Raw genomic sequence first — 26,288 nt, 5'->3', positions numbered from 1 at the left:
TAATCGCGCCATGAACGCACCGCTTTCCCCTCCCCCCGCGACACCCTCTTACCGCCCCATCCAGGCCCTGCCGGATCAGCTGATCTCGCAGATCGCCGCCGGCGAGGTGATCGAGCGCCCGTCGGCGGTGGTCAAGGAATTGCTGGAAAACGCGCTGGACGCCGGCGCCACCCAGATCACGGTGCGCCTGGAGCAAGGCGGCGTCAAACGCATCGCCATCACCGACAACGGCCGCGGCATCCCGCCCGACCAGCTGCCGCTGGCGCTGGCGCGCCATGCGACCTCCAAGATCGCCTCGCTGACCGACCTGGAAAACGTCGGTACGCTGGGCTTCCGCGGCGAAGCGCTGGCCTCGATCGCCTCGGTGGCGCAACTGACCGTCACCACGCGCACCGCCGACGCCGCCCACGCCTGGGAAATCACCGGCTCGCAGCACGGCACGGTCGCCCCCGCCTCCGGCGCCCTGGGCACCACCATCGACGTGCAGGACCTGTATTTCAACACCCCGGCGCGCCGCAAGTTCCTCAAGTCGGAGCAGACCGAATACGGCCATTGCGCCGAGGTCGTACGCCGCATCGCGCTGGCGCGGCCGGATGTGAGCTTCTCGCTGTCGCACAACGGCAAGACCGTCGACCACTGGAACGTCGGCGAATTCGCCAAGCGCAGCGCCCACATCCTCGGCGACGAATTCGCCAACGCCCGCCTGCCGCTGGACGAAGCCGCCGGCCCGTTGCGCCTGCACGGTTTCGTCGGCCTGCCGACCGCCTCCAAGGCGCGCGCCGACAGCCAGTATTTCTACGTCAACGGCCGCTTCGTGCGCGACAAGCTGCTGACTCACGCGGTGCGCGCGGCCTACCAGGACGTGCTGCACGGCGACCGCTACCCATCCTACGCGCTGGCGCTGGAACTCGATCCAGCGCTGGTCGACGTCAACGTCCACCCGTCCAAGATCGAAGTGCGCTTCCGCGACAGCCGCAGCGTGCACCAGTTCGTGTTCCACGCGGTCAGCCGCGCGCTGGCGCAGACCTCGGCCACCTCGTTCGGCAATACGCCACCTCCGCAGTTGCAGCAGGCGGCATCCAATGCGCCGATGCCATGGATACGCGAGCAGCAGCAAACCTCGTTCGCCAACCAGTTCACCGCCGAACCGGCCAAGCCCTTTTCCTTCGGCGGCAACAGCAGCTTTGGCGTACGCCAGAATTCGGAAGCCTACGGCGCCATGTTTCGCGGCGACGCCACCACGCCGCCGCAGTTCAGCCCAAGCGATGCCGCAATCCGCACGCAAGCGCCGCAAGACTTGCCGGCCGGCGACTTCCCGCTCGGCTTCGCGCTGGCGCAATTGCACGGCATCTACGTGCTGGCGCAGAACAGCGCCGGCCTGGTGGTGGTGGACATGCACGCCGCCCATGAGCGCATCCTGTACGAACAGCTCAAGACCGCGCTGGACGGCAACGAGATGTTCGTCCAGCCGCTGCTGATCCCGGTCACCTTCTACGCCGACGCGGTCGAAGTCGGCACCGCCGAGGAACACCAGGAAACGCTCTCGGCGCTGGGCTTCGACATCGCCGTGATGTCGCCCACCACGCTGGCCGTGCGCGCGGTGCCGGCGCTGCTGAAGAACGCCGACGCCCAGACGCTGGCGCGCGACGTGCTGCGCGACGTGCGCGAATACGGCGGCTCGCGCGTGCTGCTGGAGCGCCGCAACGAACTGCTCGGCACGCTGGCCTGCCACACCGCCGTGCGCGCCAACCGCAGCCTGACCATCCCCGAGATGAACGCCCTGCTGCGCCAGATGGAAGCCACCGAACGCGCCGACCAATGCAACCACGGCCGGCCGACCTGGAGCCAGATGGCCTTGTCCGACCTGGACAAGCTGTTCCTGCGCGGACAATAAGCGATGACCGCAGTTCGTCCCCTGGCCGTGGCCATCATGGGCCCCACCGCCTCCGGCAAGACCGCCGCGGCCCTGGAAATCGCCCGCCGCCTCCCGTGCGAAATCATTTCCGTCGACTCTGCGCTGGTCTATCGCGGCATGGACATCGGCACCGCCAAGCCCAGCCCGCAGGAACTGGCCGCGGTACCGCACCACCTGATCGACATCATCGACCCGGCCGACGCCTATTCGGCCATGCAATTCCGCCAGGACGCGCTGCGCCTGACCGAAGAAATCGCCGCGCGCGGCAAGCTGCCGCTGCTGGTGGGCGGCACCATGCTGTACTTCAAGGTGCTGCGCGACGGCCTGGACGAACTGCCGCAAGCCGATCCCGCCCTGCGCGCGCAACTGGATGAAGAAGCCGCGCGCGTGGGCATGCCGGCCATGCACGCCAAACTGGCGGCGCTGGATCCGGCCACGGCCGAACGCCTCAAGCCCAACGACAGCCAGCGCATCCAGCGGGCGCTCGAAATCACGCTGCTGACCGGCCAGCCGATGTCCTCCCTGCTGTCGCAGAAGGCCCCGGAACCGCTGCCGTTCGACCTGCTGCCATTGGCGCTGGAACCGTCCGACCGCGCCGTCCTGCACCAGCGCATCGCCCTGCGCTTCGACCAGATGCTCGACGGCGGCGGCCTGCTGGAAGAAGTCAAGGCGCTGCGCGCGCGCGGCGACCTGCACCCGGGCCTGCCGTCGATACGCTGCGTCGGCTACCGCCAGGCCTGGGAATACCTGGACGGCCTGATCGACTACGCCGCCATGCGCGAAAAAGGCATCGCCGCCACCCGCCAGTTAGCCAAACGGCAACTGACCTGGCTGCGTTCGATGCCGGATCGGATCGTGATCGATTGCAATGCGCCCGATGCCACGGAAAAGGTATGGGAGCAGGTGAGAAATGCCCGAATGGGCCGCCAGGAAGGCTGAACAGGCCGGAATTACCGGTATCGGCAATAAAAAACAGTACTACCTATTGACAGATTCAGGCAATGCCAATATAGTTGCGGGCTTGCTTCTGGTGATATAGCTCAGCTGGTTAGAGCACAGCACTCATAATGCTGGGGTCGGTGGTTCAAGTCCACCTATCACCACCAGACATTGATTCTAAGCAGTCCGATAGAATCCAAGAACCCGCTCCAAACCCCGTGTTTGAGCGGGTTTTTTGTTTCCCTCCTCTAGGTTTGCCCCACCTCCCACTGCCTTCCGAAGGCAGCCAGCGCAAGAACACGTCCATGCCGCATGCGGTGAAGCCTTGACCCGACGTACCGGCATGTGCCGCCGCCAGATCGCCGCGCTCATCGCATCCAAGATTGGCGCGATCGGAATTATTTATGGCGCATTGTGCTAGTGAATTGTAGAGATTAAACTTCTACCATCTCCTTATTCATTCAATCTGAATCAAGGAGAAATCATGCAAAATGCAACCGCATTGATTACCGGCGCTTCGAGCGGCATAGGCCTGGAATTGGCGCGCATCCATGCAAGCAAAGGCGGTGATGTCATTCTAGTGGCACGTTCCCGCGACAAGCTCGAATCCATCAGGCATGAACTGCAGACGAGGTACGGCGTAAAAGTGCATGTAATCGCCGCAGATCTTGCTGATCCCACATCGGCTGACAGGATCTTCGCTGCCACCGAGGCGCAGGGACTTTCTATCGACGTGCTGATCAATAACGCCGGCTTCGGTGGCCATGGCAAGTTTTTCGAACGAGACCTTGCCGCTGACCAAGCCATGATGCAGGTGAACATGGTAACGCTGACCAACCTGACTCATCATTACCTGGCAGGCATGGTGGCGCGTCGGCGCGGACGCATCCTGAACGTCTCGTCGACCGCGTCGTTCATGCCGGGCCCCCTGCAAGCGGTGTATTACGCGACCAAGGCCTATGTCACTTCGTTCACCCAGGCTATCGCCGAAGAAGCACGCGAATACGGTGTAACTGCCACGGCTTTATGCCCAGGCGCGGTCGCTACCGGTTTTGTTGCTGCCGGCGATCTGCAAGGCGTAGAAGTCTGGAAAAACGCGAAGTCGGCCGAGTCTGTAGCGCACTGCGGCTACAAGGCCATGGAACGAGGAAAACTGGTGGCTTTTAACGAGAAGAAGCTGCAAATCATGCTCGATTGGATTGTCCCGCTATTGCCGCGTAAAGCGGTGCTGAAGATGTCACGTCAAGCCATGGAAAAGGCATCTTGATGAAACAAGCCACGCGCTTTGCCGTGCACCCCGGCTGGAAACTGATCCTCACCGACATGAACGTCGCTCCTGGCGATTTGCTCGCACTGGCCGAGCTGCCTGCCGATCTGTTCAGCCGCAAAGATGCCTCGCTTACTCCCGCCGAGTACTTTCGTATTTTTCACAGCCTCGAGCAAATGGTCGGTGACGCGCAGCTACCGCTGCAACTCGGCAGCGCCATCTCCGTTGAAGCCTTCGATCCGTCGCTCTTCGCCTGCCTGTGCAGCCCGAACCTCAATGTCGCCCTCACCCGGCTCGTCGAGTACAAACGCCTTTGCGGACCATTGGCATTGAATCTCTTCATCAGCAAGGACTACACCGAGGTAACCGTTGAATGCTACGGATACGACCGCCCGCTGCCGCGCAGCCTGGGCGCCATGGAGGTCGTTTTCCTCACAAAACTGGCACGTCTTGCTACGCGGCAAGCGATTCGCCCGATCGAGACGGAATTGGCAACCCTGCCAAGCCAGGTCGGCCCATGCGAAAACTTCCTCGGTTGCAGTGTGCAGCAAGGCTCCCATAACCGAATCCGCTTCTCGGCAGAGGATGCTGCACGGCCCTTCCTGACCGAGAACATCGCCATGTGGCAGTTTTTCGAACCAGAGCTCCAGGCGCGCCTCTCCCAGCTTGATGCCAAAGCCAGTATGCGGGAACGCGTGCGCAGCGCACTGCTCGACATGCTGCCGAGCGGCCAAAGCACTATTGAAGATATATCCAGTCGTCTTGCGGTAAGCAAGCGATCATTACAGCGCCATCTTTCTGACGAATCGATCAGCTATCAAGACGTTCTTAATGAAACCCGACAGGAATTGGCCAGCTATTATCTAACCCGCTCCGCCATCTCGCCGGGAGAAATTTCTTTCCTGATTGGTTTTCGGGACACTAACTCATTCCTGCGCGCCTTCAAAACCTGGACCGGAGTTACGCCGGGAGAATACCGCAGTTCGCAACGCTCGGCCGGGCGCCCCGTTGGTACTGCATCCGTCATGTGACTGTTGAATCAGGCCCCCTCTTTCCTCCCTCATTTTTCCGCCGCCACCAGTACCAAAGAAGTCGGCAATTCAACCTGCCGGGAATACCTGCCTTGCCGAAATTGCGATTGGAATTTCCGCCGCCCTGACGGAAAGTCAGGACCTGTCGTTCCACGGCCGTTGAGGCAAGATGAAAGACACGGGATCCCGGCCTTCGCCGGGATGACGATCTGCGGATGGAAGGCTTGGCTGAACGGCACTACCGCGCATTGCGGACGTTTCGCCATCCGGAGCGCCTGATTACAAGTCCGGCACGAAAATCAATTAATCAAATACTTAGAGATATTGGCGAAGACGATCCACGACGCAACAGGATCATCGTTGGCACGAATTCGCCAGCGATGATTCCTTGCGCTCAGGCTGTCTGCAGGGCAAAGAACGCCACCGCCCGTTTCAGTTGCGCCGCCTGGTCTTCCAGCGACTTGGCTGCCGCCGCGGCCTGTTCCACCAGCGCGGCATTTTGCTGGGTCACGCCATCCATCTGGCCCACTGCCTGGTTGACCTGATGGATGCCCTCGGCCTGTTCGCGGCTGGCGGTGCTGATCTCGCCCACCAGGGAATGCGTGCCGTGCACGCTGTCCACCACTTCCTGCATGGTCTTGCCGGCCTTTTCCACCAGCTGGCTGCCGGCGCCGACCTTTTCCACCGCATCATCGATGAGCTGCTTGATTTCCTTGGCCGCCGATGCCGATCGTTGCGCCAGGGCGCGCACCTCGGAAGCCACCACCGCAAAGCCTCGCCCCTGCTCGCCGGCGCGGGCCGCTTCCACCGCCGCATTGAGGGCCAGGATATTGGTCTGGAAGGCAATGCCGTCGATTACGCCAATGATGTCCACGATCTTGCGCGAAGAGGCATTGATGTTACCCATGGTGGAGATCAGTTCCTCCATCACCGTCCCGCCCTGGCCGGCGATGGAGGCGGCGGAGCGGACCAGGTTGTCGGCCTGATGCGCGTTCTCGGAATTGGTGCACACGCTGGAGGTCAGCTGCTCGATGGAGGCGGCGGTCTCTTCCAGCGCGCCGGCCTGCTCTTCGGTCCGCGCCGATAGGTCGAGATTGCCATTGGCGATCTCGCCGGAGGCGATGGCGATACTGTCAGCACCGTGGCGCACCGTGGACACCACGTCGTGCAGGCGTTCGCTCATGCCTTGCAGCGACGCCACCAGCTGTCCCAGCTCATCACGGCCCATGGGCTGCGTGCGCGAGGTCAGGTCGCCGGCCGCCACGCGCTGGGAAATGGCCAGTGCCGCATGCACCGGCCGCGTGATGCTGCGGGTGAGCAGCACCGCGAATGCCACGCCACAGAGCAGGATCACCGCTTCCAGCACGAAGATCTGCCATTGACTGTTGGCGGCAGCCTGCTGGATTTGCGCGGAGATGTCATCGATGCGCTCGCGCTCGAAATCGAGCAAGGCGCGCATGGCGTTCTGGGTATTCCTGGCGATGCCCATGTATTGCTGCTGATAGAGTTCGTCCACCTTGGCGGCATCGCCCTGCTTCTTGGCGGCATAGATCTCATCGCGTATCGCCAGGAACTGCTTGCGGGCGACATTGATGGCAGCGAACATCTTCTTCTCATCGTCGCTGGTCAACAGCGTCTCGACATCCTTGAGGGTCTGGGCCGATTCCTTGCTGGAGGCGGCAGCCTCCTTGGCCAGGAAGGCTTCCAGTTCGGGATCGCGGCTCTTGACCACGGTGGTGGTGCGCTGGATGGCGATCAACAGCAAGGTATTCCACTGCGAGACCAGGCGCTCGGTACGCAACGGCACATCCATCATCTGCCGGGTCTGCTGCGCCACGGTCTTGAGTCGCCAGATCCCCACTGCCGCCACCAGCATTGAAAATACCAGCACCACGGCAAAGCCTGTACCCAGGCGCGAACCGATACGCATATCCTTGATCATTCTTGTTTTCCACCCCTGCAGCGTTGTTCCCGGCACTCCGGAAGATGGATCATCCCTCTGTTCCATCACAACCGGCTTGCCCCCATGCCGGCTTAGCAAGACCGGTGCCAGCCCGCATGCCCGCGATACTGGCATGCGATCGATTCTAGAAGCACGCTACGTTCTCGGCTATATCAAAATTAAGAATCCTGCCATGCCGATACGGCAATGATCTGACATAAAGCGATGTGTTGATTTGCCCGCAGAATTGTCTATTTCCATCAGCCCCCTCCATTGCCTTCCGAAGGCTGCTACACGGTCATACACATCCTCATAGGTTCGATCGCTTCAGATCGAATGTAGCGTCGATCCATGTTCCGGGAAATGTCCAGCCTGCGTACAACTTCCCTGATCGGGCAGAAGTAGAAATTTCGGGCGTCTCACGTCTCCCCCACTTGTCGTGGTCAAGCAATGCAACGATGCATTGGCCACTCATTCTCATCATTGCAACGCTCACGCCAGATGCGCGTTTTCGACTCTTTATTTTCGGCAACCAGCATATTGTTCACTAATCGCTCAATCTGATCGATAGTCGCACGATTTTGGAAAATCGCCAGTGGAGTCTCCACATCCTCATCCCTAAAATAACCAGATGTACTTGCGCGCTGCAAAGAAAGAAACACGGCATACCGCAGCTTGAAAAGTCCCGGAAAGTATTTTGCGATCCGTTCCGGGCGCTCTTCGTTGCCGCCCCAAAGGCCGTAGTACACAAAAAACATGAGGATTTGACGGCAAATCAACGCCAGCAGGAAAAACAACGGACAAGTTCCCAGGGCCTTTTTCACTTCAAAGACACTATGAAAATTTCGACACGATTGATGCTCCTGGTCGGCGTTGCGGTGATCGCGCTGAGCGCGCTGTGCGGAGCAGGTCTGTACTCGCTCAAGACATCCATGATGGACGATCGCAAGGCGCAAATCGTCAACATGCTAAAGATGGGCATGAAGTTGGTGACCTACTACCAAAGCCTGGAAGCCAATGGCACGTTGACCCGCGAACAAGCGCAGGCCGCGGCCAAAACCGCCTTGTCGCAACTGGACAACGACAGTAAAAGCTATTACTGGGCGCGTTTGCCGAATGGCTTGACCTTTGTCCACCCCAACCCTCAAGTGCGCGACACCATCACCCAGGGTGAAACCATGGATGGCAAGATAGATGCCATCGCTTACCGAGAAGCCATGGATCGCGATACCTACGGTCTGGTGCTGATCAAAATCAAGCGCGGCGATCAGGGCGTCGTGCCGAAACTGAATGGCATCGTCGAGTTCAAGCCATGGAATTGGTGGATAGGAACCGGTTTCTATATCGATGACATCAATCAAGTGTTCTGGCATGCCGCCATGATTTTCATGGCCATTTGTGCCGTATCGATTTTTCTTCTGGCAGTCATCGGTTGGCGCTTCATTCTCGATTTCGTTAGAGAATTGGGCGGAGAGCCGACCTATGCTTCAGCTGTCACGCAAAAAATAGCCGGCGGCGACTTATCCTCGCCGGTGCAATTACATCGTCGCGACCGCAGCAGCTTGCTGCATGCCATCTCGGGCATGCAGCAAAGTCTGATTGGCATCATTTCCGGGATTCGCGCCGGTGCGACCAACATCAGCACCACCTCATCTGAAATCGCGCTCGGCAATCAGGATTTGTCATCCAGAACCGAGCAGCAGGCCAGTTCGCTGGAAGAAATCGCGTCGACGATGGAACAGCTCACCAGCGCAGTGAGGCAAAACGCGGAGAACAGCCAGCATGCCAATACCCTGGCGGGCAAGGCCTCGGAAGTCGCGGAGCTGGGCGGCAGCGTGGTGGCGGAAGTGATCGATACCATGTCGTCGATCAATGCATCTTCAAACAGGATTGTCGACATCATTGCCGTGATCGACGGCATCGCCTTCCAGACCAATATATTGGCGCTCAACGCGGCAGTCGAGGCGGCCCGGGCCGGTGAGCAGGGGCGCGGCTTTGCGGTGGTCGCCAGCGAAGTGCGCAGCCTGGCGCAACGCAGCGCCAGCGCCGCCAAGGAGATCAAGGAATTGATCGCCGACTCGGTACAAAAAGTGCAGACCGGCAGCTCGCTGGTGGAACATGCCGGCGCCACCATGACGGAGGTCGTTTCCAGCGTCAAACAAGTTACCGACATCATCGCCGAAATTGCGGCCGCCAGCCGCGAGCAAAGCACGGGGATTGACCAAGTCAATCGGGCCATCACCCAAATGGACGATGTCACGCAGCAAAACGCAGCGCTCGTGGAGCAAGCCGCCGCGGCCGCAGAATCGCTGAAACAGCAAGCGCTCGCCTTGGCGCAATTGGTGGAAGTGTTCAAGCTCGCGGCGCCGTCCCAGAACGCTGCCAGCATCACACCAGGACGGCCAATGTTGCCACTGATGGGAGCTTGAGTCGGTTCTGCCAGGTGCATTTCCAGGTACACCTGCAGTAATACCCGCGATCACTCCTGTTGTGGCGCCAGCTCAAAATGGCTACCGATTCGCAGATCGCAATTAGCGATGATGCACATTGGCGGCCTCTCCTCTTGAATAAACCTCCTGCTCGAATTGCAAGGAAATCCGCGTCGGCTTTTCCAAAGCTTCTTGCCACCCCACATCCTGGTTGCGCCCCATCCCGGATCGGAAAAACCGTTGATATGGCATCGACTTCGCCGCGAGCGGCGATGCAAAGCTCATCAGGACTGCTTTCTCCACATCAATCCATGCGCGCCCGGCAACAATGCAGGGGCTCGAATAAAACATCAAATAAAAATCATTATCATTTATAATTTGCCGCTCCCCCTCTCATCGATATTGGCGGTATGCGCGAAAACTCACAGAATCTGCCTCTGCTGGATGCCCTGATGCGCCACTACGACGAGCTGGTTGATCATGTGCGCAGGCGTTTCGGCGACAAAGATTTTGCACATGAAGTCGTGCATGAGGTGTACATGCATGTGGAGAATGCGCGCCCGCGCGAACAGGCCGGCACGCCGCTGGCGCTGTTGAAGCATATCTCCACTTGCAAAGCGATCGACCTGCAGCGTGCGTCCAACAGCCGAAATCAATGGCAAGAGTCGGTGGATTCCATTCCTGACGTTGAGCAACATCACATTGATGGCGAAGAAATATTGCGCAACAAGCAACTGGTCGATGCGCTCGACAGCGTCATTGGCGGCCTGCCGCCGCGCTGCCGTGAAGTCTTCGTGCTGCACAAGCTTGAGGAGATGTCGCAGGATGAGGTGGCAGCGCTCCTGGGCATCTCGCGCAAGATGGTAGTCAAGCACATGGAGCGCGCGATGTCGGCGATTCGTCCGGTGTGGTCCGGCGCGCACGGGGAAATCGGCGGCGCGGCACTGCGCGAGCCGATGGGCAGGCGCTTCCCATCAAGGGAGGCCATTGCGCGCGGGGCGGCCAAACGCCGCGTGGTGCGCAAGATAGCCGCCATGACCGCGATGCTGCTGCTGAGCGCCGGCACGGCATGGCTGGTCGATCCGGTCTATGACACGCATCGGCTGGCCACCGCGGTCGGTGAGACAACAACCCTGACCATGGCCGACGGCACCCGCATCTATCTCAATACCGACAGCGAACTGCGCGTCGAGTCGCGCCTGTTCTCGCGACGCATGACACTAGTGCGCGGCGAGGCCGGATTCGACGTCGCCCATACCTACCGCTCCTTCGTGGTCGAGGCCAATCGCACGACGGTGACCGATATCGGCACCGTGTTCGATGTGCGCAACCTGGAAGACGGTGCTCGCGTGAGCGTGCAGCAAGGTTCGGTGGAAGTGCGCAGCGACGGCGGCCAGACGGAAGTGCTCGCCGCGAATCAGGCGCTGCGCTCCGCCGGCGGCCGACTGGAGCACCGGCCCGATCTGGATGCCGACCAGAACGGCGCATGGCGGCGCGGCAAGCTCTACTTCAACGGAACTCCGCTGCGCGAAGCGGTGACCGACATGCAGCGCTATCTGGCGCAACCCATCATGCTGTCCGATGCGCGCATCGGCGAACTGCGCCTGTCCGGCGAATATGACATAAAGGACGTGGACGATCTGCTGCGCGTGCTGCCCACCATCCTGCCGGTGACGGTAAAGCGCGGCGCGCACGCAGTTGTCATTTCGGCCAGTTCCAACACCGCCAGGGATTTGGCCAAATAAAAATAATTTTCATTCCGAGGTTCCCAGATGGCGCTTTGGTTTCGGTAACTCCTATAAGCATCACTCATTTTTATAGGAGTAGTTCATGCGTTGTGCTGTTCCGGGGGCAGGCCATTCCTCTCGCCATACACTAAAACTAAAATCGTGCGTCTTCGCCGTCGGCATGTCGCTGGCCGCGCTGTCCTGGGCGCAATCCGCGACGGTGGATCTGGATATCCCGGCGCAGCGCCTGGACAATGCCCTGCGCTCCCTGGCGCGGCAGTCGGGCAAGCCCATCGTGTTTTCCACCGACATCGCCGAAAAGCGCCAGGCGCCCGCTATCAAGGGCGCGCTGACCGTCGATGAAGCGCTGCAGCGCCTGCTCGACCACAGCGGCCTGGAAGCGCACCCGACCGGCGCCGGCGGCTACGCCATCAGCGACGGCAAAAGCCCCGCGGCCGACAAGTTGCCGGAAGTCGGCGTGATCGGATCGCGCCCATCGCTGTATGCCACCGATGGCGTCAATGTCGGCGCGCTCGGCTACAAGCAGCCGGAAGAATTGCCGTTCTCCGTGCAGTCGTATTCCAGCGAACTGATCCAAACGCAGGAATCGCGCACGATGATGGACGTACTCAAGAACGACCCGTCGGTGCAGGACGCGACGCAGGCCGGCGCCTATGAGATGGTGCGCATCCGCGGCTATTTCTCCGACTGGACCAACACCGTGCGGCGCGACGGCATGTCGGTCGCTCCCTACTATGAAATCCCGCTGGAAAACATCGAACAGATCGACCTGCTGAAAGGCCCGTCAGGCTTCCTGTACGGCATCAATTCGCCGGGCGGCACGATCAACTACGCCATCAAGCGCCCCACCAAGGAACGCTTCACCAGCATCAAGACCTCGCTGCGAGACAATGGCGGCACCTACATCGCGCTCGATACCGGCGGCCCGCTGGACGATGGCCGCTTCGGCTATCGCTTCAACATCGCGCGCGAACGCAACGGCGATTTCCATCACAACGGCGACACCTCGCGCGACTTCGTCAGCGGCGCCTTTGACTGGGCTATCAACTCAGACCTGCTGGTGCGCGCCAACTTCGATTACCAGGAGCGCAAAATCTCGGCGCAACCCTCGATCGGCCCCTACCTCAACGGCCAACTGCCGCCGATCAGCGGCATCGATCCGCGCACGCTGCTGGGCCAGCCGTGGCTGCAATATGAAACGCGCACCTTCAACATCGGCGCCGATCTGCAATACCGCATCAACGACAACTGGAAACTGACCACGCGCGCCGCACAGTCGTACAACGGCCGCGTGGCAGCCTTCCCCGATGTGTATAACGTCGCGGCAAACGGCAACATCCTGTCGGGCGACATTTACTACAACCCCAACCAGAGCTTCCGAGTGATCTCGACCGACACCTATGTGTCAGGCGATTTCGATACGATGGGCGTCAAGCACCAACTGGTGACCGGCTTCTCCACGCGCAACTTCCAGGCCATCGAATCCGGCTTCGCGGTGCTGCCCGACACGGTCGGCAACATCTACAATCCGGTCTTCACGCCCGCGCCGTCCAATCTCAACTACCCGAATCACAACAAGTCGAAGAACTATCAGCCCAGCGTCTTCATCAGCGACCTGATGTCGCTGTCGGATCGCTGGGACCTGATGCTGGGCCTGCGCCACGTCCGCTACAAGAACGACAGCATGCCGGCCTCGGGCAAGAATACCTCGCAGACCGCCAGCATCAATGCGCCGTCGGCGGCTGTGACCTTCAAGATCCTGCCGAATCTCTCGACTTATCTGAGCTATGCAGAAGGTTTCGAACAACCCGGCCCAGCCGGCTACGACACCAACAATGCCGGCGAAAACCTGCCGCCGCTGAAGACCAAGCAATATGAAACCGGGGTCAAGTACGGCCTCACGCCGGACCTGATGCTCACAGGCGCGGTGTTCCGCCTGGAGAAGACGCTGCAATACGTCAACTCTAGCCGCTTCACCGTGCAGGGCGGCGTGCAGCGCCATACCGGCGTCGAGCTGATGGCCAACGGCCGCATCAACAAGCAACTGTCGGTGGTCACCGGCCTGGCCTATCTGCGGACCAAGGCCGACAACCCGGCCGATCCCACGGTCGCCGGCAAGCAGATCGCCGACGTGCCCAAGCTGCAAGGCAGCGTGTTCCTCGATTACCGCGTTCCTGCCATCGACGGCCTCAACGTCAACGGCGGCCTGTACTACGTCGGCCGCCGTCCGCTCAATACGCAGAACACGGCATGGATGGGCGGCTACACGCGCTTCGACGCCGGCGCGCGCTATGCCACCCGCATCGGCGGCTACAGGACCACCTTCGGCCTGACCGTGCAGAACCTGCTGGACAAGCGCTACTGGGCCGCCGGCGATGCCGACATCAACGGCGCCTGGGCCGGCAAGCCGCGCACCATGTTCATCAGCGCACAGGTCGATATGTAATCCGCGCCGCATCCCGGCCTCGCCGTCAGTTTCAGGCAACAGCAGCATCGCGTTCCGCGCCCCGCCGGGGGAAGCGGAACGCCCATCGCCCGCCAGCCCTTGCCAGCATGCGCGACCCTCATCCCGTTCAACCCGGATCAGATCAGGAAGGCATCATGGCACTTGCTCTTGCTCACACTATCTCCGCAACCGGACCGGCGGCCTCGCCGCTGCCGGCCATTTCCTCCTCCATTTACCGGCATCGCCTGACGCCGCTCGAATGGACGGCCATCACCCGCATCGTCGATGAACTCGAGCAGAGTTTCGGTAGCGTCGAGACGCCCGAATTCGCCGATGCCTGCAGCCTCTCTGCCCAGCAGCTTCCACGCAGCCTGCGCGAACTGGCGCATCGCTTCAAGTATCTGCATCTGCCATGCGGCGCGGTGCTGCTGAGCGGCGTGCCGGTCGACGATGCCCGCATCGGGCCTTCGCCCGCACACTGGGATGCGCCTTGGCGCAATCCGCCCAGCCTGCGGGAAGAGATCGCGCAATGCCTGATCTCGGCGGCGCTGGGCGACATCTTCGGCTGGCGCACACAGGAGAACGGCCGCTTCCTGCGCCACATCGTCCCCATCGACAAGGAGCGCAACGAACAGCTGGGCGGCAGCAGCAGCGCCACGCTGGTATGGCACAACGAGGAAGCCTTCCACGCGCTGCGCTGCGACTTCCTGTCCATCTTCTGCTATCGCAACGAGGAACGCGCCGAGACCATTCTTTCCTATATCGGCGACCTGCACATCCCGGACGACAAATGGGCGGTGCTGGCGGCGCCGCGCTTCGTCATCCTGCCGGACAAATCGCATCTGCCGGACCAGAACATCAGCGAACATTGGCGCCTCGACGACCATGTCTTCGAGCACATCCGGCGCATGCATGCCGATCCGCAGCCGGTGCCAGCCTTGTCGGGCGCGCGCGAACAGCCTTTCATCCAGGTCGATGAAGCCTTCATGCAGGCGCTGCCCGGCGACCAGGACGCCGCCGACGCGCTGGATTGGCTGCTGCGCCAGTTCGACGCGCACAAGGCCTCGGTCATCATGCAGCCCGGCGACATGCTGTGGATCGACAACAAGCGCGCCGTCCACGGCCGCTCGATTTACCGGCCCAACTACGGACCGCGCCATCGCTGGCTGCGCCGGGTCAACCTCACGCTCAATCTGCGCGGTTCGCTGCCCTACCGCGAAAACGCCATCGGCCGTCACATCGTCTGAACGGCCTCCATCCCCCTACACCACGGAGACACCATGGCTTCCATCAATGCAGTCGACGCAGGCTCCATCTGCGTCCTCAACAAGCAAGACCTGGCCGGTCTGCGCTATTCCCTGGCCGAGGTGCTGAGCACCGTCGAAGGCGCTTACAAGGCTTATGCCGCCGGCCTGTCCGCCAATCCGCGCAAGCTCGCTGCCAAGCCCGACGACGGCCACTCATTGGCTTACTCGATGCTGGGCCGCGACGGCGAGAGGCAGACGGTGGCGTTCAAGACCTCTTACAAATTCAACGCCGACAAAGAGCAGTCGCTGCAAAAGTACTACACCTCGCTGCTCCTGTATGACGACATCACCGGCCTGCCGATCGCGCTGATGGATTGCAGCCTGGTCGGCGCGCTGCGCACGCCGGCGGCATCGGCCTTGCTGGCGCGCAGTTGCGCGCATGGCGACGCCCGGACCGCGCTGGTGATCGGCAGCGGCGTACAGGGACAGAACGCCTTCCCTTTCCTGGTCGCCGCCATGCCTCAGCTGGAACGGCTGATCATCCACGGCAATCACGAAGATGGCATCGCCGCGGCCAGGGAACGCCTGCGCGCGCACTACCCAGAGCGTGATATCGAAGTCTCCACCGATCTGGAACGCTCGGCGCGCGCCGCCGATATCATCATCGGCGCAGCCGGCCCGGCCTCGGAAAAAACTTACGGCGCGGTGCGACGCGCCTGGATCAGGCCCGGCGCGCTGACCATCCTGGTCGGCTACGGCCTGCACGCCGAACTGCTGCATCAGGCCGACCATCGCGTGGCCACCAGCGAAGCCCAGATGCGCGTCACCGGCACCGATCTGGCCGATGCCGAAGGCGCATTGCCGGCGGTCGATGCCGAACTGCCCGACATCCTGGCGGGCAACAAGCCGGGACGCGCACACGATGACCAGCGCATCTTCGCCTACAACAGCGGCATGATCGTCACCGACATCGCGCTTGGCCGGCTGTTTGCCGAACGCGCCCGCGCCCAGCAATTGGGCCAGACCATACGCCTGTGGTGAGCCGGCATGGATCGATTCCACGATGAGGCGCTCGGCGCCACGCCATTTGCGCTGCCGCGGGTTCCGGCGCTGCAGCATCCGCTCACGGCCGAACTGACCGGCCGCCATCGCGACCTGCTGCGTCAGCTCAGCCATGGCCTGGGCAGCACCTTGCATGTACTGCTGCCGGAGGTGTTCGCCGACAACGCGCGGCAATTCAAGCGCGCGCTGGGCGAGGCCGGCGTGAGCGGCTTCGTCCTGTTCGCGAAAAAGGCCAACAAAGGCCGCGGTTTCGTCGAGCAATGCCCGGCGCTGGGCATCGGCGTCGATGCCGCGAGCCTGCAGGAAGCCGAGCAGGCACTGGGCTGCGGCGTACCCGGCGCGCATATCGGCATCACCGGCCCCGGCAAGCATCCGGCGCTGTTGAACCTGGCGCTGCGCCAGCGCTGCCTGGTAGCCATCGACAGCGTGGAAGAATTGCGCGTCTTCGCGGCGCAAGCCCGTCAAACCGTGAAGGCCCTGCTCGGCGGCTACCGCGGCCGGGTGCTGCTGCGCTGCCGTCCCGCCAGCCAGCCGCGCAGCCGCTTCGGCATGTCGCCCGAGGAACGCGAAGCCGCGTTGCAATTGTGCCTGGCGCATCGCGACGTGATCGACATGGAAGGCTTCTCCTTCCATCTCTCCGGCTACAGCATCGCCGCGCGCGCGGAAGAAGCCCATCGCATGATCGATGCCTGCCTCGACGCGCGCAGCCGGGGCCTCGCGCTGTGCGCGAGCATCAATATCGGCGGCGGCTTCGCGGTGCGCTACGTCGATGAGGCGCACTGGTCGGATTTCCTGCGGCAGCAACAGCCGCGGCACTACCATGCCGGCAAATCCTTCGACGACTTCTATCCCTACTACAGCGCCGCTCCCGGCCACGAGATGCTGTCGGCGATCCTGGCGCACGCCGTTGACGGGCGCGCGCTGGCGCTGCGCCTGCGTGAACACGACATTCGCACGCTGCTGGAGCCCGGCCGGGCGCTGCTCGACCAGGCCGGCTTCACCGCGTTCGAGATCCAAAGCGTGAAGCACAGGCACGGCGCCGGCGATGCCGGGCAGGACTATGGCATCGTCACCGTCGGCGGCACCAGCTTCAGCCTCTCCGAACAGTGGTTCAACAGCGAATACATTCCCGATCCCCTGCTGCTGCCGCGGCAGGACGGCGCCGTCGGCGATGCCTATGCCGCCTGCGTGGGCGGCGCCAGCTGCCTCGACGGCGACATGGTGAGCTGGCGCAAGATCCGATTCCCGCAGCCCCCGCAGCCCGGCGATCTGCTGCTCTACCTGAACACCGCCGGCTATCAGATGGATTCCAACGAATCGCCCTTCCACGATTTACCCCTGCCAGCCAAGGTCGTCGTCACGATGCATCAGGGCAAGCCATGCTGGCGTCTGGATAGCCGTCCGCACGCCGACTTCGCATAAATCATCTTCCTTATCCCCGAAGGAGAAACAATATGGATCGTCAATCCCCGCAGGTCTTGTCCCTCATCGCCGCGCCCGAGCGCAGGCATGCCGCCGGCATCGTCAAGCGCGTCTCGGAGCTGATCGGCGGCACGCCGCTGATGGAGTTGCTGCGCACGCGCTTCGGCAGCCGCATCCTGCTCAAGCTGGAGCAGAACAATCCCACCGGCAGCGCCAAGATCCGCATGGCGCGCCAGATGCTGGACGAAGCCGAACAGCAAGGCCTGCTGGCGCCGGGCGGCTGGGTCATCGAATCCACCTCGGGCAATACCGGCATGGGCCTGGCCCTGCTTGCGGCCGAGCGTGGTTATCGCTTCACCGCGGTGGTCGACCATCACGCCTCCAAGGACAAGCTGCGCGCGATGCAAGCCTTCGGCGCCGAACTGATCTACGTCAACGAAGACGGCGGCGATTCGCTCGCCACCGCCGACCGCGAAGCGCTGGCCGAAAGGATCGCGGCCGACCAAGACGCCTATTGGACCGAGCAGCACAACAATCCGGCCAACGGCAACGGCTACGCCTATGTCGCCGAGGAATTGCTGGACGCGCTGGGCGAAGACATCACGCACCTGATCGGCGCGGTCGGTACCGGCGGTTCGCTGTTCGGCACGGCGCGCGCGCTGAAAACCCGGCTGCCGCTGCTACGCACCATCGGCATCGAACCGGAAGGCTCGATCGCCTTCGGCGGCCCCGGCGGCCCCTACTATCAATCCGGCACCGGCACGCCGCCTGGCGCCGAGATCGGCGCGCTGGTCGATTACGAGCTGCTGGACGAGGGGCTCAAGGTCTCCGACAAGCAAGCCTTCAACACGGCGCGCTACATCGCCCGCAAATACGCGCTGCTGGTCGGCGGCTCCGGCGGCGGCGTGCTCTACCAGTCGATCAAGCGCATCGAGACTGCGCCGCCGGGCAGCACCTTCGTGGTGCTGATCTGCGACGGCGGCGAGAAGTATCTCGATACCGTCTTCAATGACGACTGGATGAATGAGCGCAATCTCATCGACGCCTCGGTCGGCGCCGAGCTGGACGGCATGCTGGCGCAGCTGACGGGTCAATCGCCGGAGCGCGCATGAGCCTCTCCCCGTCCATGCTGAAAGCCGATATCGCACACATCGGCGCGCTGGCCGCGCCGCTGATCCTGACGCAGTTCGCTCAGGTGGCGCTCTCGACCACCGGCGTGGTCATGATGGGCTGGCTCGGCCCGCTGGACATCGCCGCCGGCGGGCTGGCGCTGGCGGTGTTCAATTTGCTGCGCACCACCGGCGTCGGCCTGGTCACGCCCACCGGCAACCTGGTGGCGACGGCCGCCGCGGCCGGGTTGGAAACGCCTCACGCCGCCGCCGAAGTGCGCGGCATGGTACGCGCCAGCTTCGCCATCGCGACGCTGGCCGGCCTGGTGTTCTGGGCAGTGATGCTAGGCGCCGGCCATGCCTTGCGCTGGATGGGGCAGGACGCGGCCGTGGTGGCGCGCACGGCGGACTACCTGTTCGCCTCCGCTCCGGGCATCCTGCCCTTGCTGTGGTTCCAGGCGCTGCGCAATTTCACGGTCGGGCTGCGGCGACCGGGGCCGCTGCTGGCGATCACGCTGGCGGCGGTAGTCGTCAACATCGCGCTGAACTATGTGCTGACGGTGGGCGCGTTCGGCATGGCGGGCATGGGGCTGACCGGCATCGCGCTGTCTGCGACCATCGTCAATCTGTTTTCCTTCGTGGCGTTCCTGCTGGTCGTTCGCCGCGATCCCGTGCTGGCGCGCTTGCTGTCGGTGCGCATCTGGAAGACCGCGCCGCAGGCGCTGTGGCGTACCTGGAAGATGGGCTTGCCGGTGGCGGCCACCTATGGCTCGGAGGCCGGCTTCTTCGCGGTCATCGCGCTGCTGGTCGGTTCGCTGGGCGCGGATGCGCTGGCCGCGCATACGGTGGTGAACCAGGCGGTGTATATCGTGTTCATGGTCTCGGTCGGCCTGTCGCATGCCACCTCGATCTGCATCAGCCGCACCTGGGCGCAGAACGACATCGCCACCTCGCGCCGCTACGGCTACACGGGTCTCGGCATGGGCATGGCCTGCATGGCGCTCATCGGGGCGATCTATTGCATCGCGCCGCGACTGGTGCTGGCGGCCTTTCTGCGCGACACCGGCGCCGGCGACGCCACCGTGCTGCTGATCGCGGGCAAGCTGCTGCTGTTGGCGGCCGTGCTGCAGGTCTTCGACTGCGCGCAGAATATCGGCATCGGCATCCTGCGCGGCGCCGGCGAAACCGGATCGTCTTTCGTGATGACGCTGATCGGCTATTGGGCCGTCGGCCTGCCCGGCGCATGGCTGCTTGGCCACTGGCTCGGTTTGGGCGCCGCGGGCGTCTGGCTGGGACTGATGCTGGGGCTGATCGTGACCGCCGCGCAACTGCTCATCCGTTTCCGCCGCCTGATTGCGGAGCGGACGACCGGCAATGAGGCCGCACACTATGAATTGGCGCAGTAAGGCGATCGGCTGAAATGACGCCCTGCTCGCATCAATGCCATTCGGCGATTAACTGAGCGGTACGATCCGCTCCAACCATTTTTTGGAAAATGCCCATGCTCCACTGGATCTGGAAAACCTTCGACCAACTCTCGCTGGAACAACTGTACGATGCCATCCGCCTGCGCCAGCAGGTCTTCGTGATCGAGCAGGAATGCCTCTATCCAGACGCCGACGGTTTCGACCCGGCCTGCCTGCACGGCCTGGGCTATGACAACGAAGGTGCGCTGATGGCCTATGCGCGCGTCCTGCCGCCGGGGGTGCGCTATGCCGAACCATCGATAGGCCGCCTGATCGTCGCGGAACAGCTGCGCGGCAAAGGCGCCGGCGAGGCCTTGATGAAACAGGCCATGGCGCGCACCACGGCGCTCTATCCGGGCATGCCGATGCGCATCAGTGCCCAGGCGAGACTGGAGCGCTTTTACCGGCGCCTCGGTTTCATCAGCGTCGGCGACCTGTACGACGACACCGGCATTCCTCACGTGGATATGCTGGCCCCTGCGGATGTGCAAATCCCGCTTTCCATAAAAGAGGCTCCATGATGAAAAACAAATGGCTTCCCATTACACTGGCCCTCGCCGGGATTCTGAGCGCAGCGACGGCCCAGGCTCACGGCGTCTGGGTTGCCCAGCGCGCCGGCGAGTGGGCGCTGGTGCTGGGGGAAAACGGCGTGGATGACGCCTATAAACCCGAAGCGGTGAAGAAAGTCATTGCGCTGTCTGCCGACGGTACGGAGAGTACGATCAAGATCCGGCCGCAGGAACGCAATGTGATTCTCGAACCCGCCGCCAGCGCCAAAGCCATCGCCGCGAGTTTCGAGGACGGCTATTGGAGCCAGGACGCGAACGGGAAATGGCTGCCAGGCCCGAAGACTGCGGTCGCCGGCGCCAAACATGGCGGCTTTTATCAGATGTATACCCAGACTATTCTGGCGCCTGGATATCAGCCGACCTCAACCACGTTGAGCGCGGCGGATTTCCCGCTGCAGATCATTCCGCTCAGCGATCCGCTGGCCTTGAAGAAAGGAAAATCGCTGCGGGTGCAGGTACTGTTCCAGGGCAAGCCGTTGCCTGGAGTGCCGGTAGCCACCGATTACACCGGCGACACCAAGGTACGCACCGGCAAGACCGACAAGCAGGGCCAAGTCGCGTTCAACATCCGCAATGCGGGCCTGAACGTAATCAAGGTCTCGCACACCGTCAAGCGCATCGATCGTACCGACGCGGACGAAGACGGTTACGCGGCAACGCTGGCTTTTACCTTCCCGCACGAGGATTGACGCTTTGTGGAGGGCAGTGGCAGTTAGCGGCCAACCCTTAACCGCTTCAGCTTGCCGACAGTTCTCAAGACGGACACTAGGGCCTGTTGGCGTACGCAGCGCCAGGTCCATGTTGATGCTGCCGGTGATGTGGATTATGTGCTCACCCGTTCCAGGGAATCGCCAGGCGCCAGCCGCATGCGCAAGGCATCGAAGCGCGCGCTCCACTCGCTGCGCCAGCGCTGGCGCAGGGCGTCGTCCATCCAGGCCGCGTCCAGGCCGTTGAGCATGAAGCCGCGCAGGTCGTCGATGCCGGCGCCCAGATGCAGCATCATCAGCCAGGCGCCGGTGGGCGTGACCAGGTGCAGGGTCGGGTCGTCGGTATTGGGATGCAGGCGCAGGCCGGCCGCCAGCATCCGGCGGATCGGATGGTCCTGGGCCCAGCGCTCGGCAGGCAGTGTGCGCAGGTAATAGGAATTGGTGGGCACGACCGTGAAAACCAGGCCGCGCCCAATGCAGCGCTGCAGCAAGGCAGGATTGTCGATGACCGTATAGCCATGATCCACGCGGTCGACCCGCAGCAGGTCGATGGCCGTGGCCACATTGTTCCAGGGCATGCCGAACTCGCCCGCATGGGCGGTGGCCTTGAAGCCGGCTTCGCGCGCCAGGCGGTAGGCTTCCTCGAACAGTTCCGGCGGACGATCGTTCTCGCGGTAATCCATGCCGATGCCGGGCACCTCGGGAACGCGCCGCGCGCACATCCAGCGCACCATGGCCACCGCCTCGTCCGGACTGGCTTCGCGGTCGATGCTGGGGATCAGGCGGCCGATGATGCCGAAGTCGCGCCCGGCTGCGGCGATGGCCGCGACGATGGCGTCCTGGGCATCGCCATAAGCGATGCCGGAGACGCGCACCGTCCCGGTCGGGTTCCAGAAGAATTCGCTGTAGGCCACGCCGTGGCCGTGCGCATCCTGCAGGTATTCATAGGCGATGCGGTACAGGTCGGCCGGTTCCCGGATCAGTTCCGCATCCAGCGCGCGCAGCACGCGCAGCACGCCGACCGGCTTTTCGCCGCGCGTGTAGAAGGCATCGATCTCCTCGCGCGATACCGGGTTGCCGGCCTTTTCGGAGAGGTCGATGAAAGTCTGGCGCCGTACCGCGCCGAACAAATGGCAATGCAGTTCGGCCTTGGGCAGCGCGCGCACGAACTGTTCGAGCGACAACGTTCCCGCGGACGTTTCTTGAAACGGGGTCATAGGGCCTATCGGTGAAAGAAGACGGGCTGCTCAGGACAAGGTGCCCAGCAGTTCCTGCATCATGCATTGCAAGGCGCGCGGGCCATCGACGCTCATGGCGATCTCGGCGTTGGCCTGGGCGCGGCGCGGCACGCGGAATTCGCAAACCGTCATGCCGCGCGTAAAGCGGCCCTGTAGTTCGATGTCGACGTGGGCCGGCAGGAAACTGAACAGCTCGGGGCGCTTGAGCCAGATGGCCACGGCCGGGTCGTACATGGGCATGGGCACCGATCCGTCGGGACTGCGGATGCGCATGTAGGCGTCGAAATAGCCCGCCAGCCATTTCGCGCGCGCCGTTCCCAGCGCGCGCACCTGCTGCACCTCGGCGCCGGTGACCAGTATCTGGCGGCACAGGTTCAGGCCGAACATGCGCAGCGGGATGCCGGCGCGGAATACGACATCGGCGGCTTCGGGATCGGCGAAGATATTGAATTCGGCGGCCGCAGTATGGTTGCCCTGGTCGGAAGATCCTCCCATCAGGATAATCTCCTTGACCCGCGGCGCGATGTCCGGCGCGCGCTGCAGCGCCACGGCGATATTGGTCAGCGGGGCGATGCACATCAGGGTGATCTCGCCGGCATGGGCGCGGATGGCTTCGATCAGCGCGTCCACCGCATGCGGCAACGGGGAGCGCTTGAGGCGCTCGGCCTGCTGCGCCTCCAGCACGCCGATATCGACCTGCGGCAAGGGCTCGCCGATGGTGGCCATGCCGGCGTCGCCCAGGATCGATTGCGCGGTCTCGGCGACGCCGCCGAGCGGCGCGTCGCAGCCGGCATAGACCGGCACGTCCAGGCGGTAGTGCTTCTTGATGCGCAGCGCATTGTCATAGGTCGTGACCAGCGGGGCATTGCCCGCCACTACCGATACGCCCAACCAGGTAACGTCGAGGTTGGCCGACAACATCAGCATGGCCAGCCAGTCGTCGAAGCCGGGATCGGTATCAAGCCAAATCTTGTGCATGGATTGCTCTTGCTTGTTCTGGTTGGAGACAGAGGTTCGGGCGCCGGAATTTATGCCGGCAGCAACAGCGCCTCGCCGGCCGGCAGGCTGAACGGCACGTCCTGCCCTTCGCGCGCCTCGGCGCCGGCGGCCGGCGCCATGCCCTTGACCTCACCGATCGGCGTTTGCAGCAGGTATTCCACGCTGTCGCCGAGGAAACCGCGCGACAGCACGCGGCCGGTGTACGGGCCTTCGCCCACCAGCACCTGCTGCGGACGCCAGGCCACGCAGGCGGTGCCGGCCGGCAGCGCCGCCAGCGGCAATTGGCCGCGATTGCCGTGCAGGTGGCCTTCGCGATAGTCGAACAGGTTCTCGAAACCCATGAAGTTGGCGACAAAGCGCGTGCGCGGCGCATTGAACAGCCGCTCCGGGGTATCCAACTGTTCGATCCGGCCGCCGTTCATGACCACGATGCGGTCGGACATGGCCAGCGCTTCTTCCTGGTCGTGGGTCACGTACAGCATGGTGATGCCCAGTTCGCGCTGGATGCGGCGCAGTTCGGCGCGCATCTGCACGCGCAGCTTGGCGTCCAGGTTCGACAGCGGCTCGTCCAGCAGCAACAGTTTGGGCTCGATGACGATGGCCCGCGCCAGCGCCACGCGCTGCTGCTGGCCGCCCGACATCTGCGCCGGCAAGCGCGATTCGAAGCCGGCCAGGCCGACGGCGGCAATCACCTTTTCCACGCGCTGGCGCAACTGCGGCGCCGGCACCTTGCGCAAGCGCAGGCCGAACGCGACGTTGTCGAACACGTTCAGATGGGGAAACAGGGCATAGGACTGGAACACCAGTCCGATATTGCGCTTGTTGGGAGGCAGGCGGCCGATGTCGCGCCCATCCAGGGCGATGCTGCCGCCGCGCAGTTCAATCAGGCCGGCAATGGCGCGCATGGTGGTGGTCTTGCCGCAACCGCTGGGGCCCAGCAGCGAGATCAGCTCCCCTTGCGCGACCTCCAGGTCGAGCCGCTCCACGGCGGTCTTGCTGTTGCCGTAGCCGAGGGAGACTTGCTGCAATTTCAGGTAACTCATCGCGTTCTCACATCACATGTATTTGGAAATGCCCAGCACCTTCTCGGTGGCCAGCACGAAAGCCATGGTGAACAGCACCAGCAGCGTGGAAAGAGCGGCGATGGACGGATCGAAGCTGTTTTCCATGTGGCCCAGCATTTCGATCGGCAGGGTGCTGATGCCGGGGCCGGTCAGGAACAGCGACACCGGCACCTGGTTGAAGGAAGTGACGAAAGCCAGGAAGAAGGCCGCGATCACGGCGCTGCGGATATTGGGCAGCACCACCAGCCGGAAGGTCTGGCCGCGCGTGGCGCCCAGGGTGATGGCGGCTTCCTCGATGTCCATGCGCAGGTTGGCCAGGCTGGAATACACCACGCGCACCGCATACGGGGTGAGCAGGCCGACGTGGCCGATCAGCAGCCCCAGGAATACCGGCGCATCCACCAGCAGCACGAAATGGCGCAGCAGGCCCAGGCCTACCAGCATGGCCGGGATGATCAGGGGCGAGGTCAGCACCTGCTTGATCACGGCCATGCCCGGCGGCGGCGTGCGCGACATCGCATAGGCCACGGGCACGCCCAGCAGCAGCGCGATGACGGTGGCCAGCAAGCCGATCTGCAGGCTGGTGAAAAAGGCCTGCCGGAACTCCTCGGCCGCCACCACTTCGACGATCCAGCGCCAGGAATAGGACGGCGGCGGAAACGCCAGCGTCTCGCCGCCGCTGAAGCCGGCCAGGAAGACGATCAGGAACGGGCCTAGCAGGAACAGCATCACGGCCCACAGCACGATGCGCGAAAACAAGCCTTGCTTCATTTGGAACTCCGGGCCGAGGAAATGCGTTTGAGGGCGGCGTTGACCGCCAGCGTCATGGCCACCAGGATCACCGCGATCACATTGGCGGAGCCGAAGTCGCTTTCGACGCTGACTTTCTGGTAGAGCAGGGTTTCCAGCATCAGGACCTTGGGGCCGCCCAGCAGGGCCGGGGTGACGTAGGCGGTGACGCTGCCGGTGAAGACCAGGGTGCCGCCGACGATCAGGCCTTCCTGGGTCAGCGGCAGGGTCACGCGCGAGAACACTTGCCAAGCATTGGCCCCCAGGGTGGATGCCGCCAGCGCGAGGTCGGCGGAGATGTTCTCCATGGCGCTGACCAGGGACATCAGCATCAGCGGCAACAGCAACTGCAGCAAGCCGACGAACACCGCCATCTCGGAGAACAGCAGGCGTTGCGGCTCATCGGCCAGGCCGAGGTGGAGCAACGCGGCATTGACCGCGCCATTGCGGCCGAACAGCACGATCCAGGCGTAAGTGCGGGCGATAGGCGACACCATGAGCGGCAGGATCATCATGCCCAGCACCAGGCCGCGCCAGCGCGGCGACACGCGCACGATGGCCTGCGCCGCCGGATAGCACAGCAAGGCCGAGCACAGCGTCACCAGCACGGCGATGCGCAGCGTGCGCAGGAACACCTGGACATGCAGGGGCTCGGCGAAGAAGGCCGCGAAGCGCTCCAGGCTCCAGCGCAGCGCGCCGCCATCCAGGCTGTCCGGGCCGCCGACGCGGAACGCGTCCAGCAGCAGCGCCGCCACCGGCAGGAGGAAGCACACGACGGTGAAGATCAGCGCCGGCGTCACCAGCATGATGCCCAGGCGTGTTTTTTGTTGTGCAAGCATGTCGCGCGATATCGATACAAAAAGCAAAACATGGCGGCACCCGATGAACGGATGCCGCCA

General features: G+C 63.2%; 22 protein-coding genes and 1 tRNA gene. 15 read left to right on the top strand and 8 right to left on the bottom strand.

Going from position 1 to position 26,288, the window contains the following annotated elements:
- Positions 1 to 10: 10 nt before the first annotated feature.
- The 5 genes from mutL to J7548_RS11360 all read left to right on the top strand — a co-directional run bounded on the left by mutL (position 11) and on the right by J7548_RS11360 (position 5,152).
- Positions 11 to 1,894: a DNA mismatch repair endonuclease MutL gene (mutL, locus tag J7548_RS11380; RefSeq protein ID WP_290974689.1), complete on the top strand. Its 1,884-nt coding sequence runs from the start codon at positions 11 to 13 to the stop codon at positions 1,892 to 1,894.
- 3 nt (positions 1,895 to 1,897) lie between these two features.
- A complete protein-coding gene (gene miaA, locus J7548_RS11375; protein WP_290974686.1) occupies positions 1,898 to 2,854 on the top strand; it encodes a tRNA (adenosine(37)-N6)-dimethylallyltransferase MiaA in 957 nt (318 codons plus the stop codon).
- A 90-nt stretch (positions 2,855 to 2,944) separates the two neighbouring features.
- Positions 2,945 to 3,021, top strand: a tRNA-Met gene (locus J7548_RS11370).
- A gap of 317 nt (positions 3,022 to 3,338) precedes the next feature.
- Entirely contained in the window at positions 3,339 to 4,121 is a 783-nt protein-coding gene (locus tag J7548_RS11365; protein WP_290974683.1) for an SDR family oxidoreductase, read from the top strand.
- Entirely contained in the window at positions 4,121 to 5,152 is a 1,032-nt protein-coding gene (locus J7548_RS11360) for an AraC family transcriptional regulator (protein ID WP_290974681.1), read from the top strand. Before J7548_RS11365 ends, J7548_RS11360 begins: the two co-directional genes overlap by 1 nt.
- Before the next feature lie 394 nt (positions 5,153 to 5,546).
- Here J7548_RS11360 and J7548_RS11355 read toward each other — a convergent pair whose 3' ends face one another.
- Positions 5,547 to 7,094: a methyl-accepting chemotaxis protein gene (locus tag J7548_RS11355; protein ID WP_290974678.1), complete on the bottom strand. Its 1,548-nt coding sequence runs from the start codon at positions 7,092 to 7,094 to the stop codon at positions 5,547 to 5,549.
- 443 nt (positions 7,095 to 7,537) lie between these two features.
- Complete coding sequence (locus tag J7548_RS11350) at positions 7,538 to 7,891, bottom strand: hypothetical protein (protein WP_290974675.1); 354 nt, start codon at positions 7,889 to 7,891, stop codon at positions 7,538 to 7,540.
- A 39-nt stretch (positions 7,892 to 7,930) separates the two neighbouring features.
- Between J7548_RS11350 and J7548_RS11345 the strand changes: the two genes are divergently transcribed.
- Entirely contained in the window at positions 7,931 to 9,523 is a 1,593-nt protein-coding gene (locus J7548_RS11345; RefSeq protein ID WP_290974672.1) for a methyl-accepting chemotaxis protein, read from the top strand.
- Between the two features lie 102 nt (positions 9,524 to 9,625).
- On the opposite strand, the gene J7548_RS11340 is transcribed toward J7548_RS11345, so the two are convergent.
- The gene (locus J7548_RS11340; RefSeq protein ID WP_290974669.1) at positions 9,626 to 9,874 is read right to left on the bottom strand and encodes a hypothetical protein; all 249 of its coding nucleotides are present in this window, start codon (positions 9,872 to 9,874) and stop codon (positions 9,626 to 9,628) included.
- A 59-nt stretch (positions 9,875 to 9,933) separates the two neighbouring features.
- On the opposite strand from J7548_RS11340, the gene J7548_RS11335 reads away from it, so the two are divergent.
- The 9 genes from J7548_RS11335 to J7548_RS11295 all read left to right on the top strand — a co-directional run bounded on the left by J7548_RS11335 (position 9,934) and on the right by J7548_RS11295 (position 21,281).
- On the top strand, positions 9,934 to 11,268 hold the full coding sequence (locus J7548_RS11335) for a sigma-70 family RNA polymerase sigma factor (protein WP_290974667.1): 1,335 nt from the start codon (positions 9,934 to 9,936) through the stop codon (positions 11,266 to 11,268).
- A gap of 163 nt (positions 11,269 to 11,431) precedes the next feature.
- On the top strand, positions 11,432 to 13,717 hold the full coding sequence (locus tag J7548_RS11330; protein ID WP_290974663.1) for a TonB-dependent receptor: 2,286 nt from the start codon (positions 11,432 to 11,434) through the stop codon (positions 13,715 to 13,717).
- A 155-nt stretch (positions 13,718 to 13,872) separates the two neighbouring features.
- A complete protein-coding gene (locus tag J7548_RS11325) occupies positions 13,873 to 14,964 on the top strand; it encodes a TauD/TfdA family dioxygenase (protein WP_290974660.1) in 1,092 nt (363 codons plus the stop codon).
- Between the two features lie 33 nt (positions 14,965 to 14,997).
- Positions 14,998 to 16,005 carry an ornithine cyclodeaminase family protein gene (locus tag J7548_RS11320; RefSeq protein ID WP_290974658.1) on the top strand — a complete coding sequence of 336 codons (1,008 nt, stop codon included), beginning with the start codon at positions 14,998 to 15,000 and terminating at the stop codon, positions 16,003 to 16,005.
- Positions 16,006 to 16,011: 6 nt separating this feature from the next.
- The gene (locus tag J7548_RS11315) at positions 16,012 to 17,448 is read left to right on the top strand and encodes an alanine racemase (RefSeq protein ID WP_290974655.1); all 1,437 of its coding nucleotides are present in this window, start codon (positions 16,012 to 16,014) and stop codon (positions 17,446 to 17,448) included.
- A 32-nt stretch (positions 17,449 to 17,480) separates the two neighbouring features.
- On the top strand, positions 17,481 to 18,560 hold the full coding sequence (locus J7548_RS11310; protein ID WP_290974652.1) for a cysteine synthase family protein: 1,080 nt from the start codon (positions 17,481 to 17,483) through the stop codon (positions 18,558 to 18,560).
- Positions 18,557 to 19,963: an MATE family efflux transporter gene (locus tag J7548_RS11305; protein WP_290974649.1), complete on the top strand. Its 1,407-nt coding sequence runs from the start codon at positions 18,557 to 18,559 to the stop codon at positions 19,961 to 19,963. The genes J7548_RS11310 and J7548_RS11305 overlap by 4 nt, the downstream gene beginning before the upstream one ends.
- Before the next feature lie 95 nt (positions 19,964 to 20,058).
- On the top strand, positions 20,059 to 20,544 hold the full coding sequence (locus tag J7548_RS11300; RefSeq protein ID WP_290974646.1) for a GNAT family N-acetyltransferase: 486 nt from the start codon (positions 20,059 to 20,061) through the stop codon (positions 20,542 to 20,544).
- Positions 20,541 to 21,281, top strand: a complete 741-nt coding sequence (locus J7548_RS11295) for a DUF4198 domain-containing protein (RefSeq protein WP_290974641.1) — start codon at positions 20,541 to 20,543, stop codon at positions 21,279 to 21,281. The genes J7548_RS11300 and J7548_RS11295 overlap by 4 nt, the downstream gene beginning before the upstream one ends.
- Before the next feature lie 134 nt (positions 21,282 to 21,415).
- Here the strand turns inward: J7548_RS11295 and J7548_RS11290 are convergent, their stop codons facing one another.
- The 5 genes from J7548_RS11290 to J7548_RS11270 are packed head-to-tail and all read right to left on the bottom strand — an operon-like array spanning position 21,416 to position 26,228.
- Positions 21,416 to 22,516: an adenosine deaminase gene (locus J7548_RS11290; RefSeq protein ID WP_290974640.1), complete on the bottom strand. Its 1,101-nt coding sequence runs from the start codon at positions 22,514 to 22,516 to the stop codon at positions 21,416 to 21,418.
- A 30-nt stretch (positions 22,517 to 22,546) separates the two neighbouring features.
- On the bottom strand, positions 22,547 to 23,515 hold the full coding sequence (locus J7548_RS11285; RefSeq protein ID WP_290974638.1) for a nucleoside hydrolase: 969 nt from the start codon (positions 23,513 to 23,515) through the stop codon (positions 22,547 to 22,549).
- Between the two features lie 50 nt (positions 23,516 to 23,565).
- Positions 23,566 to 24,579, bottom strand: a complete 1,014-nt coding sequence (locus J7548_RS11280; RefSeq protein ID WP_290974636.1) for an ABC transporter ATP-binding protein — start codon at positions 24,577 to 24,579, stop codon at positions 23,566 to 23,568.
- Positions 24,580 to 24,591: 12 nt separating this feature from the next.
- Positions 24,592 to 25,371, bottom strand: coding sequence for an ABC transporter permease (locus tag J7548_RS11275; protein WP_290974635.1), 780 nt, complete (start codon positions 25,369 to 25,371; stop codon positions 24,592 to 24,594).
- Positions 25,368 to 26,228, bottom strand: a complete 861-nt coding sequence (locus tag J7548_RS11270; protein ID WP_290974633.1) for an ABC transporter permease — start codon at positions 26,226 to 26,228, stop codon at positions 25,368 to 25,370. Before J7548_RS11270 ends, J7548_RS11275 begins: the two co-directional genes overlap by 4 nt.
- Positions 26,229 to 26,288: the final 60 nt, after the last annotated feature.

This window comes from Herbaspirillum sp., from assembly GCF_017744395.1.
Lineage (GTDB): Bacteria > Pseudomonadota > Gammaproteobacteria > Burkholderiales > Burkholderiaceae_D > Herbaspirillum.
This window is presented reverse-complemented; position numbering and strand designations above follow the sequence as displayed.

What these genes read in the sequence shown, in the direction of transcription:
- mutL (WP_290974689.1), top strand. Translation starts at nt 11, where the DNA reads ATGAACGCACCGCTTTCCCCTCCCCCCGCGACACCCTCTTACCGCCCC.
- miaA (WP_290974686.1), top strand. Translation starts at nt 1,898, where the DNA reads ATGACCGCAGTTCGTCCCCTGGCCGTGGCCATCATGGGCCCCACCGCC.
- J7548_RS11365 (WP_290974683.1), top strand. Translation starts at nt 3,339, where the DNA reads ATGCAAAATGCAACCGCATTGATTACCGGCGCTTCGAGCGGCATAGGC.
- J7548_RS11360 (WP_290974681.1), top strand. Translation starts at nt 4,121, where the DNA reads ATGAAACAAGCCACGCGCTTTGCCGTGCACCCCGGCTGGAAACTGATC.
- J7548_RS11355 (WP_290974678.1), bottom strand. Translation starts at nt 7,094, where the DNA reads ATGATCAAGGATATGCGTATCGGTTCGCGCCTGGGTACAGGCTTTGCC.
- J7548_RS11345 (WP_290974672.1), top strand. Translation starts at nt 7,931, where the DNA reads ATGAAAATTTCGACACGATTGATGCTCCTGGTCGGCGTTGCGGTGATC.
- J7548_RS11340 (WP_290974669.1), bottom strand. Translation starts at nt 9,874, where the DNA reads ATGTTTTATTCGAGCCCCTGCATTGTTGCCGGGCGCGCATGGATTGAT.
- J7548_RS11335 (WP_290974667.1), top strand. Translation starts at nt 9,934, where the DNA reads ATGCGCGAAAACTCACAGAATCTGCCTCTGCTGGATGCCCTGATGCGC.
- J7548_RS11330 (WP_290974663.1), top strand. Translation starts at nt 11,432, where the DNA reads ATGTCGCTGGCCGCGCTGTCCTGGGCGCAATCCGCGACGGTGGATCTG.
- J7548_RS11325 (WP_290974660.1), top strand. Translation starts at nt 13,873, where the DNA reads ATGGCACTTGCTCTTGCTCACACTATCTCCGCAACCGGACCGGCGGCC.
- J7548_RS11320 (WP_290974658.1), top strand. Translation starts at nt 14,998, where the DNA reads ATGGCTTCCATCAATGCAGTCGACGCAGGCTCCATCTGCGTCCTCAAC.
- J7548_RS11315 (WP_290974655.1), top strand. Translation starts at nt 16,012, where the DNA reads ATGGATCGATTCCACGATGAGGCGCTCGGCGCCACGCCATTTGCGCTG.
- J7548_RS11310 (WP_290974652.1), top strand. Translation starts at nt 17,481, where the DNA reads ATGGATCGTCAATCCCCGCAGGTCTTGTCCCTCATCGCCGCGCCCGAG.
- J7548_RS11305 (WP_290974649.1), top strand. Translation starts at nt 18,557, where the DNA reads ATGAGCCTCTCCCCGTCCATGCTGAAAGCCGATATCGCACACATCGGC.
- J7548_RS11300 (WP_290974646.1), top strand. Translation starts at nt 20,059, where the DNA reads ATGCTCCACTGGATCTGGAAAACCTTCGACCAACTCTCGCTGGAACAA.
- J7548_RS11295 (WP_290974641.1), top strand. Translation starts at nt 20,541, where the DNA reads ATGATGAAAAACAAATGGCTTCCCATTACACTGGCCCTCGCCGGGATT.
- J7548_RS11290 (WP_290974640.1), bottom strand. Translation starts at nt 22,516, where the DNA reads ATGACCCCGTTTCAAGAAACGTCCGCGGGAACGTTGTCGCTCGAACAG.
- J7548_RS11285 (WP_290974638.1), bottom strand. Translation starts at nt 23,515, where the DNA reads ATGCACAAGATTTGGCTTGATACCGATCCCGGCTTCGACGACTGGCTG.
- J7548_RS11280 (WP_290974636.1), bottom strand. Translation starts at nt 24,579, where the DNA reads ATGAGTTACCTGAAATTGCAGCAAGTCTCCCTCGGCTACGGCAACAGC.
- J7548_RS11275 (WP_290974635.1), bottom strand. Translation starts at nt 25,371, where the DNA reads ATGAAGCAAGGCTTGTTTTCGCGCATCGTGCTGTGGGCCGTGATGCTG.
- J7548_RS11270 (WP_290974633.1), bottom strand. Translation starts at nt 26,228, where the DNA reads ATGCTTGCACAACAAAAAACACGCCTGGGCATCATGCTGGTGACGCCG.